The sequence below is a fragment of the Myroides phaeus genome (assembly GCF_900099675.1).
GTDB classification, from domain to species: Bacteria; Bacteroidota; Bacteroidia; order Flavobacteriales; family Flavobacteriaceae; genus Flavobacterium; species Flavobacterium phaeum.
In genome coordinates, this window is sequence record NZ_FNDQ01000001.1 from 65,357 (window position 1) to 79,107 (window position 13,751).

Genomic DNA, 13,751 nt, shown 5'->3' on the forward strand with positions numbered 1-13,751 from the left:
ATGAAAACAATATTTAAATCATTATTATATTTTTCGTTTGCTGGGCTTGTCCTAACAGGATGTGCTAAAAACGATGACTTTTCAGTACCAAATATTTCTTGTACTGACCCAGTTGCTACTGCGAATGCATCAATTGCTGATATCTACTCAAAAGCGACTAAAGATGTAGTTCAACTTAAAGAAGAGGGACTAATCATTAGTGGTGTTGTAATATCAAGTGATAAAGGTGGAAACTTTCACCAAAAACTACATATCGTAGATGAATCTACTCAATTACCAGCTATTATTTCAATTGGAATTAGCGGAAGTAATGCTCAATTCCCAGTAGGTACAAAAATCAACTTAAAAATGGATGGTTTATACATCCACGATAACTTTGGTCTTTTAAATATTGGAGGTGGTATCTATACTTCTTCAAGTGGTAAAAACAAATATACTGCTGCAATTCCTGGAACTGCAGTTAAAAAATATATTTCTACATACTGTCAACCAGTTAAAGATTTTGAAACAACATATAACAATGTTTTAACTTTAAAAGGTCTTACCAAAACTGATTATGCTGGAAAATTAGTAACATTTACAGATGTTCAATTTGACAGAGCATTAGTTGGTAAAAAACTTTATGACGCAGCAGATGTTGATGCACAAGGATATACTTTAAGAAAGGTAGTTGATAGTGAAGGTAATTCATTTGATATTAGAACTGGAAAATATTCTGAAGACTTTAAAGATTGGGTTATTACTTCAGAAAGTGGTAGCATTACAGGTATCTTTGATGTATTCCAAGATAAAATTCAATTCTACCCAAGAACGATTGCTGATATCAACTTAACAAAAGATCCTTTTGAAGGTTCTACTCCTACTGATCCTGAAACTCCAGGAGATATGGAAGGTAAAGACAAAGATGGTGTTGATCAAAATACTCCAACTTATGTAGCTAACTTCTCTAACTGGACTAAATTTGTAGCTTCAACTAACAAATTTGGTATCCAATCTTATGCTAAAGAAGCTCCTGGTCAAGGTAAAGATGGTAAAGGAGCAATGGAGATAAAAGGAACTCCTAAAGAAAATGACTATGTATTTACTATACAAAATCAATCTGTAGTGAAAGGGGCGAAAGCTATAACAATGTGGATTAAAGGTACGTCTTCAAAAACATTATCTTTCAATGTAAATAGAAACAATGGTAGTTATGCTGTATTTAACTTAGCTACTGATGCTCAAATTGAAGATAAAGAAAAGCCAGTATTCTCTAAAGATATTACTTTAACAGCAACAAAAAGAACACAATCTGGAAAACCAGAGAATGGTCAAAACGATTACGTTACTGGATCTATTAACGCTCCAAATTGGATTAAAGTTACTTTAGATTTAACTGGTGTTGACTATAATACTACTGGAAAAGGAGATATTTTCTCTTTCAAAGTAGGAAAAAGTGTTGCTTATGACTTAGTTGTTTCTGATATCGTTTTTGAAGGTGGTGAAGCTGGTGGAACTCCAACTGACCCTGAGAAACCGGGAGAAGGTAGTGAAAACCCTGGAGAAGGAGCTTTTTTCCCAAAAAACGCAACTTATGTAGCGAATTTTGATAGTCCTGATATAGATAAGATCCTTTTAGGAGGAAAACTAACAACAGGAAAATTTGAAAAAGGAGCTGGGCCTAATAATACAACTGCAATATTCCTTGACACTAATCTCTCAAAAAACGGCTATGTTTATACGGTTAATGCTTCAAAAACTCCTGCTGGAAAATCAAAAATTTCCTTCTATATAAAAGGAGAAGCAGTTGCAACATTATCTATGAATGTTATGAACACAGATGGAAAGGAATTTTTCTTTAACCCTGGAAACATTGACAAAAATGTAATTGTTACGGAAACAAGTGCACAAAATAATTATATTGGTTTAGTTAATGCTAAAGATTGGGTAAAAGTCACTATTGATTTAACCAAAATTGAGGGCGATTACCAAACTAAGGATGGAGAAAAATTCTTCTCTGTGAAATTTGGAAAATCAGGTAACTGGAATGCTTATATTTCAAGTGCATTCTTCGAATAATCACTTCGATTAACATATAACAAAAAAGCTCGGCATATGCCGGGCTTTTTTTATATACATACCTCTCATTTAATCAATCATAGCACATAACACTTTAACTACTATTTAGTAGGCTTAAAAAATCTGATATAGCCTTATTGAATGCTATTTAAAACTTAAGCTACTACTAAACAATACTCTTGCAACATTGATAAAGAGTCAAAAACAAACATTTTCATCTTCAAATGTTTAATAATAAAATAAAAACGTTCCTAAAGCCACTAAAAAACCACAATATCATAATATAAAATAAGATTATAGAACTAATAAATAGAAAGAAATTGTATAACGTAAATACGCTTATTTATGACATTTAGATTAATCTTTCATCTTTTTATTTATGAATACACTTATACGTTATTTGCTCCTTGCCTTCGCAACGACAACAAGTTTTGCTCAAGACAAAATAACTATCTCTGGACGAATTATTGACTCAAAAAACAATAATGCCTTCCTTGGAGCTACTGTAAGAATTGACGACTCAAACTCCTATGTGCTCACTGATGATAATGGATACTTTAACTTAGAAGGTGCTATTAATAAAACTCATATTGTTTTAATCTCTTCAGCGGGTTATCACACAAAAAGATACCCTATTGCTCCAACAGAAACTGATATTGATTTGGGGATTATATACTTTGAAGAAGATTATAGCCTTATTGCACAAATGGGGTTAATATCACTCTCTGAAAATGATATAGAAAACGAGTTTAATGGCTATGAAAACACAGCTGGTTTGCTACAAGCGACTAAAGATCCTTTTCAACAAGCTGCTGCTTTTAATTGGGGCTCTGCTTTTTTTAGAGTACGCGGATTAGATAATGAACAAGGAAAGACTATGATCAATGGTATCATAATGAACAAAGTCTACGATGGTCGCCCACAATGGGGAAACTGGGGAGGTTTAAATGATGCTACCCGTAACCAAGACTTTGCTCCGGGCTCTACTCCTTCCGATTTCTCTTTTGGTGGAATATTGGGTACTCAAAACATCACTACACGTGCTTCTCACATTAGAAGTGGAACTAAAGTTGGCGGTTCTGTTGCAAACACAAATTACAATTGGCGACCGTTTGTAATTCACTCCTCTGGGCTAAACAAAAATGGCTGGGCTTACGTAATCTCTGCGTCTTATCGTGGCGCAAAAGAAGGTCATTGGACTGGAACAAATTATGATGCTCTTTCGCTATTTTCTTCTGTCGAAAAAAAGCTAAATGAAAATCACAGCCTAAATTTCACCGCAATCTACGGTCAGAACAAAAGGGGAAAAAACGCTCCTCTTACGGATGAGCAAATCTCTCTAAAAGGAGTTAACTATAACCCTTATTGGGGGTACCAAGGAAACGACAAAAGAAATGCTCGCTATAAAGCTTTAAAGGAACCTATCTTCTTCTTCTCCCATTATTGGAAGGTAAACACAAATACAACACTAACTTCTACCGTTGCTTACCAGTTTGGACACATTGCTAATAGTCGTCTGGGGTATATAGACAATATGAACCCTGACCCTACTAACTATAAAAATATGCCCAGCTATTACCTCAATCGAATTGATTCACAGTATTGGTTAATGTCTCCTGAGGAGTTTACTAATCTTCCTGAGGATAATGACTTTAAAATGGAAACCATTGCATTACTTAACCAAGCTGAGTCTGTCAAACAGCAGTTCATCGAAAATGGACAATTGGATTGGAACTGGATGTACACAATTAATCAAGCAAATAATGGGGTTAGCAAGATTATATTATATGAAGACCGACAAGAGGATAAGCTTCTTTCTTTCAATTCTAATATCAAGTCTTTACTTTCTGATAACTTAACCTTTGATGCGGGTATTAATTATCGAAGACTAAAATCTACAAACTTTAAAAAGGCTATTGATCTACTTGGAGGAGAAGTGTTCAAAGATATTGATTCATACCAATCAAGTAGCAAACAAGATAGCGACTTAAACAATCCTAACCGTTTTATCTCTACAAATGATAAGTTTGGCTATCTCTATACTATTTACGCTGATGTGATTGATGTCTTTACTCAATTTCTCTTTGATTATGATAAATTCAACTTCTATATAGCTCACAAATCAAGCTACAATGCTTATCAAAGAGAAGGCCAATATAAAAATGCTATATACCCAACTAACTCCTTGGGTAAAAGCGATCTTATTGAGTTTACTAATTTTGGTTTTAAAGGAGGTGCTACTTATCACTTCTCTGGCAGACAGGCGATAAATATTAATATTGCTTTTTACAACCAAGCTCCTACTTTAAGGAACACATTTGCAAATGCAAGAGTAAACAACGCAGTAATACCTGATATCAGTAATGAAAACATTTTTAGCATAGATGGTAGTTATATTCTAAGATATACAAGGTTAAAAGCACGCTTGACAGGGTATCTTAATGAAATTAAAAATAGTACTCAAGTTAACTTTTACTATGCTGATGGGATTGGAATCACTGATGCTAATGGAGAGTATCTCACATCAACTGGTGGTGCTTTTGTTACGGAATACTTAACCAATGTAAACAAGAGAAATATAGGTATTGAGTTTGGGGCAGAATATAAACTGACACAAACTATAAAAATAAACTCTGCCTTAGCTATTGGTCAGTCACTTTACACAAATATGCCAAATCTTAAATTAAGCTCTGATAACGCATCAAAAACATTTGACTATGGCAAAACCTATCTAAAGAACTACAAGGTCGCAAATGGCCCACAAACAGCCATATCGGTCGGTTTTGAATATAGGTCACCAACTTATTGGTGGATTAGTACAAATATGAACTACCTAAATAACACTTTTACTAATATATCAGCTTTAAGGAGAACGCGCAACTTCATTAATGATCCAACGTTAAACCAACCTTTCGAAAATTTAACTGATGTACAAGTACGAGAAAGATTAAGACAAGAGAGACTCCCCGCCTTTACAGTCTTCAATCTGATTGGAGGAAAGTCGTGGAGAATGCCCAACAGAACCTTTCTTGGTTTCTTTGCTAGTGTTAATAACATACTCGATAACCAATATAAAACAGGGGGCTTTGAACAAGCGAGAAATGCAAATTATGAACGTGAACTTCTAAACACTTCAAGTGGTCAAAACACATTTGCTAACAAGTATTGGCACGCTTACGGTCGCACATACTTCATCAATCTATACTACAATTTTTAACTTCTCAATACTATGAAAACAATCTTAAAGATTACTGCCTTCTTGTTGGTATATGCATATATACTAACAGCGTGTGCAAAAAATGACGACTTTATTACTCCCACTACTGAATGTACAGAACCAAGTGTCGTTGCTAATAAAACAATTGATGCGCTTTACAGCAAAATAAGTGAAGGAAAAGAAGTACAGTTCTACAAAGCTGATGAAATTACTTCTGGAATAATTATCTCCAGTGATCAAGGGGGAAACTTCTACCAACAGCTAATTATAGTTGATGAAAAAACACAAACTCCCTTGACAATCAAAGTTGATGTTAAAGGGGGATATGCTTTATACCCTGTTGGATCAAAAGTATTTATAGATTTAAATGGTTTATATGTACAGAACAATTATGGTATGATGACTTTTGGTGGGGGAATATACACTGCTGCAAGTGGTAATAAATACCCTGATATAATTACCTCTGGTAAACTAAAGACAACTATTTATAAATCTTGTACTACATTGACTGAAAAAGACTTTGATGTGTTTATTAATGAGGTCACTATTCCACAAATACTTGAGGATAAAAAGTTAATTGGTAAACTAATTCGTATTAATAATATACAATTTGATCGATCTATTGTTGGCGAAACCTATTACGATGAAAGTGCGCCTACAAATGATCGCCAAGGATATACACTCCGTATGATGCACGATGCCGAAGGTAATAGTATTCAAGTCAGAACAGGACAATACACTAATGGTTTAAAAGATGAAATAATTGCAAAGGAAAGCGGTAGTGTCACAGGAATAATAAGTGAGTTTCAAGGGGTATTACAATTTTATCCGCGAACCATCAATGATATGAATCTAACTTTAGATCCTTTTGAAAGTGTCATTAAACCACCTACCACAAATCCTACTCCTGGTGGAAAAGAAGGTGTTAATAGTGACGGTGTCAATCAGAATACACCACATTACATTGCAAACTTCAACAATTGGTCTTCTTTTATTAAAACAACAAACAAACTCGGATTACAACGCTATGCAACTGAAGCGCAAGGAAAAGGTAAAGAGGGTAAAACAACTCTCTCTATTAAAGGAACACCGACAGCAAATGATTATGTGTTTATAGTAGAAAATCAAACAGTAAACACGAAAGCTAAAAACATTTCTATGTATGTAAAAGGTAACACAGAGAAATCGTTGTCTTTTAATGTTTATAGAGAAGATGGCACCTATGCCGTGTTCAATCTTGCAAGTGACGAGGTTATAAAAAGTAAAGAAAAACCCTTTTATAACCGCAGTTTAAAATTACAACCTACTTCAAGAACAAACTCTGCTAATAAGAGCAATGGCTATAACGACTACGTATCTGCAATGATTGCTGCACCCGAATGGATTAAAATCACCTTAGATCTGACTAATGTTGATTACAACAAAAGCGGAAAAGGTAATCTATTTGCTTTGAAAGTTGGCTCTAAAGCGGCATACGATCTTTTAATAAGTGAAATAGTGTTAGACGAGGAAGAACACGAAGAAGAAATAATTAATGAACCTGAAGATCCGATTAATAAAGACAATTATCTACCAACCTTGCCTAACAATGTCCAAGTAACTGAAGAACAAATCTATTTGAATTTAATAAATGAAATAGAAGCAAAAAAGACAATTAATTCAAAGTGGATAAGTAAGTCAATAGCACAATTAGAAACTACTACTGATGCAATCCACATCATTAAAGTAGAGTATGAAAAAAACAATACTATTTTATTCACAACGCAAGGCTCACAAAAATTAAAATACAAGCAACGCCTCTCCTTTTTTATTCGAGGTAAATCAACAACAAGGGCTATAAATATAGATTTAATAATGAAAAATGGTGATAAAAGATTATATAAACTATACTCACCGGAAGATGGAGAAAATATTATTATAATAGAGCAACTAAAGGGTACAAATAACTACAATCACTTTAACATTGACACACAAGGACAATGGTTAAAAGTTTCAATAGACATTTCTGATATAGAAACAACAAAAGATAAAGATGTCTTAACACTGAGATTAGGAGGAACAACTAAGGCTGTACCATTTAATAAATGGGATCTTGAAATAAGTAGTTTCTTTCTGGAATGAAATGCCATATGTCAACTTACTAATTACAGTAGTCATTAGAATACACAGGCACATAAAAAAGGCTTCAATTTTCATTGAAGCCTTTTTAATAAGTATAATATTAGATTAGTTGTTTAATGCCTCTGCACCACCAACAATTTCTAAGATTTCATTTGTAATAGCAGCCTGACGAGCTTTGTTATAAGAAAGTTTAAGAGCATCTCTTAATTCTTGAGCATTATCGGTTGCTTTATGCATTGCTGTCATACGAGCTCCATGTTCAGAAGCTACAGAATCAGCAACAGATTTAAATAATTGAGTCTTTAAAGATAAAGGAATTAAAGTACTTAAAATCTCTTCTTTTGAAGGCTCATAAATATAATCAGACGTTACATTTTCATTTGTTTCAATTGGCAATAATGGCAAGAACTGCTCAGTAACAACGATTTGCGTAGCCGCGTTTTTAAATTGATTATATACGATTTGAATAGAATCATATTTTTCTTGAACAAAAGCATCCATCATTTCTTCAGCAATAACAGAACTGTTCTCGAAATCTAATTGATCATATAAATCACTTCTATTATCAATAACGTTGAACGTTTTACGCAATACATCATGACCCTTTTTACCAATTGTCAGAATATCAACATTAGCATCTTTATAGATAGTACTTTTAAGCGCATTAATCTGCTTAATAACATAAGCATTAAATCCACCACAAAGACCTCTATTTGATGTGATAACTACTATAAGTACGTTTTTAATATCTCTTTCTCGAGAATATACTCCTGAATTATCACCCTCCAAAGTTGCACTAACATTTTGAATCAATTCAGTCAACTTTTCTGAATATGGACGCATTGCCATGATAGTATCAGTTGCCTTTTTTAATTTAGCAGCAGATACCATTTTCATTGCAGAAGTAATCTGCATAGTTGATCCGATTGATGAAATCCTATTACGTATTTCCTTAAGGTTTGCCATTGTAAATTGTATATAAAACTACCAACAAGTAAAACTTTCTTTTACTTGTTGATAGATATAATTTTTTAATATTTTGCAGAAACTTCTTTAGCTACTTTTTCAAGTACTCCTGTAAGTTCATCATTAAACTTACCAGCTTTTAATTGATTTAAAACATCTCTATGACGAGAGTTTAAAGCCTCTAAGTACTCTTTTTCAAATTCTTTCACTTTAGAAACAGGAACGTTTCTTAAAAGGTTTTTAGAACCTGCATAGATAATTGCAACTTGATCTTCAACTGTATATGGATCATTTACAGCTTGTTTTAAGATCTCTACGTTACGTTGTCCTTTAGAGATAACGTTCATAGTAGCAGCATCTAAATCAGAACCAAACTTAGCAAAAGCTTCCAATTCACGGAATTGAGCTTGGTCCAGTTTTAAAGTACCAGCTACTTTTTTCATTGATTTAATTTGAGCAGAACCTCCAACACGAGATACAGAAATACCAACGTTAATAGCAGGACGAACACCAGAGTTGAATAAATCAGATTCTAAGAAAATCTGTCCATCAGTAATAGAAATTACGTTAGTTGGAATATATGCAGAAACGTCACCAGCTTGAGTTTCGATAATAGGTAAAGCAGTTAAAGAACCACCCCCTTTAACGAAAGGTTTAATAGATTCTGGTAAATCGTTCATGTTCTTAGCGATTTCATCATCACCAATAACACGTGCAGCACGCTCTAATAATCTTGAGTGTAAATAGAAAACGTCACCAGGGTACGCCTCACGTCCTGGTGGACGACGTAAAATTAATGACATCTCACGGTAAGCAACAGCTTGCTTAGATAAATCATCATAAATGATTAATGCAGGACGTCCTGTGTCACGGAAATACTCACCAATCGCAGCACCAGCCATTGCAGCGTAAACTTGCATTGGAGCAGGATCAGAAGCATTTGCAGCAACGATAATTGAATAATCCATTGCACCTTTATCTTCTAAAGTTTTTGCAATTCCTGCAACAGTAGAAGCTTTTTGTCCAATAGCTACATAAATACAGTATACTGGTTGCCCAGCATCATAAAATTCTTTTTGATTCAAAATGGTATCAATACATACAGTAGTTTTACCAGTTTGACGGTCACCAATAACTAACTCACGTTGTCCACGTCCAATTGGAATCATGGCATCAACAGATTTAATACCTGTTTGTAATGGTTCAGTAACTGGTTGACGATAAATAACCCCAGGAGCTTTTCTCTCAAGTGGCATTTCATATAAATCACCTTCGATAGCACCTTTACCATCAATTGGTAATCCTAAAGTATTAACAACACGACCTACCATTTTCTCTCCAACTTTCAATGAAGCGATACGACCTGTTCTTTTTACAGTAGAACCTTCTTTAATACCAACAGCAGCTCCTAATAATACAATACCAACATTGTCTTGTTCAAGGTTTTGTACCATAGCTTCTAGTCCATTGTCAAATACAACAAGCTCCCCGTATTCTGCATTTGTTAACCCGTAAACACGAGCAACACCATCTCCTACTTCTAATACAGTTCCAACTTCCTCTAAAGAAGCTGCAGAGCTAAATCCAGATAACTGTTTCTTTAAAATCGCTGATATTTCAGCTGGTTTAATTTCCGCCATTTTTATCTATGTTTATACACGAACATTCGTGCGGTGATTTTTTAATTAATTAATTCTCTTTTTAAAACTTGTAATTGATTCGCAACTGAAGCATTATATTGCTTATCTCCAATTCTAAGGATGAATCCTCCTAAAATAGCAGAATCAACTTCATTAGTTAAAATAATTTCTTTTGCTGGAGTTAAGCTTTGAACTTTAGATAAAACTTTTTTCTCTAATACTTCGTCCATAGGAACAGCAGTTGTAACAACCACTTTTATTATTCCTTTCAAAACATCGTATTGTTTTTGGAACTCAACAGTAATAGCTTCTAAAATTTCGAATCTACTATTTGTTTTAAGTAACTTAAACAATTCTTTCGTTACCTCAGATACTGAAGCAAACACTTCGTTTAAAGCGTTGAATTTAATCTCATCATTTACAATTGGATTGTTTAGAAAAACTTTCAATTCTTCACTTTGAGATATAGAATTAGAGATTAAGATCATATCACTATTAATAGCTTCTGAATTTCCCTTTTCACAAGAAATCTCTAGCATTGCTTTTGCATATCTTGCAGCTGCTCTAGTGCCTACCATAATGATCTTTTATTAGTTTAATTTAACATCGTCTAACATTTTCTCAACCAATGCAGTTTGAGCTTCTTTGTTAGCTAATTGTTCTTTCAATAATTTTTCAGCGATTTCAATTGAAATTGAAGCAAATTGGTTTTTCAAGTCTACTACTGCTGCAGCTTTTTCACTTGCAATTACAGCTTTAGCTTGAGAAATCATTTTCTCTCCTTGTGCTTCACCTTCAGCTTTAGCATCAGCAAGCATCTTTTCTTTTATCTCGCGAGCTTCTTTAATTAAAGAATCACGTTCTACACGTGCTTCAGCTAATAACTTTTCGTTATCTGCTTTTAAATTAGCCATTTCTCTTTTAGCGTTTTCTGCAGCTGCTAATGCATCAGCGATACCCTCTTCACGAGCCTCTAAAGCATTTACAATTGGTTTCCACGCGAATTTTCCTAAGACTACAATTAACACAACTAAGATGATTAATTGCCAGAAAAATAATCCAAAACTGAAATCGTTAATTAACTTATCCATTATCTAAAATTATACTTTTTAATACCTATTTTGTTTAATTAAGAAGTTTATCTGCAACCAACCGTCGCAGATAAACTCTTTTAATTGTCTTGGACTATTTACCTAAGATTAAAGCACCGAATGCTAAACCTTCTAATAAAGCTCCAATAATGATCATTGCAGTTTGGATTTTTCCAGCAGCTTCTGGTTGACGAGCGATAGCGTCCATTGCAGAAGAACCGATTTTTCCTAATCCGTAACCAGCTCCGATTACGATTAAACCTGCACCAATAATGTTTGGTAATGTCATAGTGATTGATTTATATAATTAAACAAATTTATTTTTATTCTACTTTTTCTATTGATTAATGTGCTTCATCATGCTCGTGCTCTTGCACTGCCATTCCAATGAATAAAGATGATAACATTGTAAAGATGAAAGCTTGTAAGAAAGCTACTAAGATCTCTAATACAACTAAGAAAGTTGATAAAAAGAATCCGATTGAAGTTGCTCCTACTGTTCCTAAAGCTTCTTTCATCACAAAAATAATAGCAATTAATCCAAATACTACTGAGTGACCAGCCGTAATGTTTGCAAATAAACGAACCATTAATGAGAAAGGTTTAATCAATGCTCCTAATACTTCGATTGGTGCTAACATAATTTTCATTGGAACTGGTACTCCTGGCATCCAGAACATATGTTTCCAATAATCTTTGTTTGCTGAGAACTGCGTAATAATAAATGTTACGATTGCTAAACATGCTGTAACTGAAATACTACCAGTAACGTTAAAACCAAGTGGTGTTAACCCTAATAAGTTCAAGATAAAAATCAAAAAGAATACTGTTAACAAGAACGGCATAAACTTTTTGTATTTAGCTTTTCCAATATTAGGCATAGCCATTTCGTCACGAACATAAATTACTAATGGTTCAAGTACTCTTGAGAATCCTTTAGGTAAGTTATTTGGACCTTTTTTGTACGTTTTAGCCAATCCTAAAAACATTACAAAAATTAATATTGTAGTAAAAAATAATGATGCTACGTTTTTAGTGATAGAAAAATCCCAAGGCTTCTCATTTACAGGATGATGTGTTTCATCGTAAGTGATTGTTCCTTCAGCATCAGTTTTGTAGATTTTCCCGTGATAAAGCTTATAAAACTCTCCGTCTTTTTCAACTACTTTGTTTCCGTAATCAAATTCAGAAGACATAAAGATTTTAAGTCCATTATCAAATAAAATTACTGGTAGTGAAAAACCGTAATTTTTTCCTGTTTCTTCATCAGAGAAGAAAATAAACGAATAATCATCTGCTAAGTGATGTTGAATATGCTCATTCACTTTCTCTTGTTGAGTTTTTTCAACAGCATGCTCTTCGCTGCTTAAAGTGTCTTCAACAGATTGCTCAGTTTGTTGGATAGATTCTCCAAGTTCTTGAGTAGTCGTTTGTGCGTGTGAAAATACCGACGTTGCTGTAAAAATAACAGCTGCTAATAAATTCAGTGATGTCTTCAGAGTCACCATACCTTAACTTCTTGAATATTTGTGGTTCTTAAAATTTTGTGCAAAAGTACAATAAATCTTAGATAATCATACCTTCTTGCGAAACTTTTTTTTATTAACTTTTTGGTTAGCTAACCTTCTTGTTTAAAATACTATACCCTATGAATGCGTCTCCAGCCAAGTAAATCAACACTATTAAGAGAAAATTATACTTAAAAATCTCATCAACTTGTTCACTATCTAATCCAGTTCTTGCAAACAGATAACTTGCGAACAAACGCAGTGTAATCAAGCCTAGGAATACATAACCTAAATTATTTGGCATACTATTTTTGATTCCTACTAAGGCAAATAAACTCGCTATTGAGAAAATATATTCGAAGCCATAAAAACTCACTAAAGAGTATCCTAAACTTTGAAAAGATTCTCCAAAATTTGTAAAAGAGAAAATCGCAAAGTGCAATCCAAAACAGATTAAAAGCACAATACTTAGCTTGACACCAGTACTTAGTATTCCTTTGTCCATTAATTTTTATTTATTTTATTTACTTGTTTTATTACTTGGTACAAAGCTACTCCTACTCCTAATAAAGTACAAATTTTATTTGCCACCCCATCTGGAAAAGAATATTTTTCATCTAACCAGGTGCCAAATATATGAAACAAATAAATAGTAATTCCCATTTGAAATGGCATTGTAATCAAACTTAACCATTTATTTGGTCCTAAATTCTTACTCACCTTTACTTACTTTCTTCTTTGATTCGTCTTTTTCATCTTTTTTACCCAGCGTTCCAACGGCATTACTCATATCACATTTTGCTTCCACAACTGCCCCTGGGGTAACAGATAATCGACCCACAAACAAATCTCCTTTTATAGTAGCTGACTCTGTAATATGAAGTAAATCATTCACGAGCATCTTGCCCTCAACAAACCCTTCAATATCAGCATTATCACACTCTATATTGCCATAAACCTGAGCTTTAGGTCCTACAACAACCCTTCCTTTTACTTTTAAATTACCATATAAAACCCCATCTAAACGAAGATCAGTTATAGATTCTATATCTCCCTTAATAATAGTTTCTTCTATAATTCTATTTGTTCTACCTAATTGATCTATAGAACCATTTTTTGTTTTTTGAAACATAATACTACTCTTTTTAAA

The 13,751-nt window shown here is 33.5% G+C and carries 12 protein-coding genes; 3 read left to right on the plus strand and 9 right to left on the minus strand.

Translation table 11 applies throughout. The features are described from left to right. The 3 genes from BLT46_RS00255 to BLT46_RS00265 all read left to right on the plus strand — a co-directional run bounded on the left by BLT46_RS00255 (position 1) and on the right by BLT46_RS00265 (position 7,396). A complete protein-coding gene (locus tag BLT46_RS00255; RefSeq protein ID WP_090404414.1) occupies positions 1-2,058 on the plus strand; it encodes a DUF5689 domain-containing protein in 2,058 nt (685 codons plus the stop codon). A 379-nt stretch (positions 2,059-2,437) separates the two neighbouring features. Further along, complete coding sequence (locus BLT46_RS00260) at positions 2,438-5,275, plus strand: carboxypeptidase-like regulatory domain-containing protein (RefSeq protein ID WP_090404417.1); 2,838 nt, start codon at positions 2,438-2,440, stop codon at positions 5,273-5,275. Positions 5,276-5,287: 12 nt separating this feature from the next. Continuing rightward, a complete protein-coding gene (locus BLT46_RS00265; RefSeq protein ID WP_090404420.1) occupies positions 5,288-7,396 on the plus strand; it encodes a DUF5689 domain-containing protein in 2,109 nt (702 codons plus the stop codon). A gap of 105 nt (positions 7,397-7,501) precedes the next feature. Here BLT46_RS00265 and atpG read toward each other — a convergent pair whose 3' ends face one another. From atpG to BLT46_RS00310, 9 genes are all read right to left on the minus strand, one after another. After that, positions 7,502-8,362, minus strand: a complete 861-nt coding sequence (gene atpG / locus BLT46_RS00270) for an ATP synthase F1 subunit gamma (RefSeq protein ID WP_090404423.1) — start codon at positions 8,360-8,362, stop codon at positions 7,502-7,504. A 65-nt stretch (positions 8,363-8,427) separates the two neighbouring features. Then, complete coding sequence (atpA, locus tag BLT46_RS00275) at positions 8,428-10,002, minus strand: F0F1 ATP synthase subunit alpha (protein WP_090404426.1); 1,575 nt, start codon at positions 10,000-10,002, stop codon at positions 8,428-8,430. 41 nt (positions 10,003-10,043) lie between these two features. Further along, positions 10,044-10,580 (minus strand): ATP synthase F1 subunit delta, encoded by a 537-nt coding sequence (gene atpH, locus BLT46_RS00280; protein ID WP_090404429.1) that lies wholly within the window; start codon positions 10,578-10,580, stop codon positions 10,044-10,046. Between the two features lie 12 nt (positions 10,581-10,592). Beyond that, positions 10,593-11,093, minus strand: a complete 501-nt coding sequence (locus BLT46_RS00285; protein ID WP_090404433.1) for a F0F1 ATP synthase subunit B — start codon at positions 11,091-11,093, stop codon at positions 10,593-10,595. A 94-nt stretch (positions 11,094-11,187) separates the two neighbouring features. Further along, entirely contained in the window at positions 11,188-11,382 is a 195-nt protein-coding gene (gene atpE, locus BLT46_RS00290; protein ID WP_006257837.1) for an ATP synthase F0 subunit C, read from the minus strand. Positions 11,383-11,437: 55 nt separating this feature from the next. Then, entirely contained in the window at positions 11,438-12,601 is a 1,164-nt protein-coding gene (gene atpB / locus BLT46_RS00295) for a F0F1 ATP synthase subunit A (RefSeq protein WP_090404436.1), read from the minus strand. A gap of 106 nt (positions 12,602-12,707) precedes the next feature. Then, positions 12,708-13,106, minus strand: coding sequence for a hypothetical protein (locus BLT46_RS00300; RefSeq protein ID WP_090404437.1), 399 nt, complete (start codon positions 13,104-13,106; stop codon positions 12,708-12,710). Beyond that, a complete protein-coding gene (locus BLT46_RS00305; protein ID WP_090404439.1) occupies positions 13,106-13,321 on the minus strand; it encodes an AtpZ/AtpI family protein in 216 nt (71 codons plus the stop codon). The genes BLT46_RS00300 and BLT46_RS00305 overlap by 1 nt, the downstream gene beginning before the upstream one ends. Next, entirely contained in the window at positions 13,314-13,733 is a 420-nt protein-coding gene (locus tag BLT46_RS00310; RefSeq protein WP_090404442.1) for a bactofilin family protein, read from the minus strand. Before BLT46_RS00310 ends, BLT46_RS00305 begins: the two co-directional genes overlap by 8 nt. Between the last annotated feature and the right edge of the window lie 18 nt (positions 13,734-13,751).

Excerpts from the sequence above, each read along its gene's own strand:
- BLT46_RS00310 (WP_090404442.1), bottom strand. The coding sequence starts at position 13,733 with ATGTTTCAAAAAACAAAAAATGGTTCTATAGATCAATTAGGTAGAACA.
- BLT46_RS00265 (WP_090404420.1), top strand. The coding sequence starts at position 5,288 with ATGAAAACAATCTTAAAGATTACTGCCTTCTTGTTGGTATATGCATAT.
- atpB (WP_090404436.1), bottom strand. The coding sequence starts at position 12,601 with ATGGTGACTCTGAAGACATCACTGAATTTATTAGCAGCTGTTATTTTT.
- BLT46_RS00260 (WP_090404417.1), top strand. The coding sequence starts at position 2,438 with ATGAATACACTTATACGTTATTTGCTCCTTGCCTTCGCAACGACAACA.
- atpH (WP_090404429.1), bottom strand. The coding sequence starts at position 10,580 with ATGGTAGGCACTAGAGCAGCTGCAAGATATGCAAAAGCAATGCTAGAG.
- atpE (WP_006257837.1), bottom strand. The coding sequence starts at position 11,382 with ATGACATTACCAAACATTATTGGTGCAGGTTTAATCGTAATCGGAGCT.
- BLT46_RS00255 (WP_090404414.1), top strand. The coding sequence starts at position 1 with ATGAAAACAATATTTAAATCATTATTATATTTTTCGTTTGCTGGGCTT.
- atpG (WP_090404423.1), bottom strand. The coding sequence starts at position 8,362 with ATGGCAAACCTTAAGGAAATACGTAATAGGATTTCATCAATCGGATCA.
- BLT46_RS00300 (WP_090404437.1), bottom strand. The coding sequence starts at position 13,106 with ATGGACAAAGGAATACTAAGTACTGGTGTCAAGCTAAGTATTGTGCTT.
- BLT46_RS00285 (WP_090404433.1), bottom strand. The coding sequence starts at position 11,093 with ATGGATAAGTTAATTAACGATTTCAGTTTTGGATTATTTTTCTGGCAA.
- atpA (WP_090404426.1), bottom strand. The coding sequence starts at position 10,002 with ATGGCGGAAATTAAACCAGCTGAAATATCAGCGATTTTAAAGAAACAG.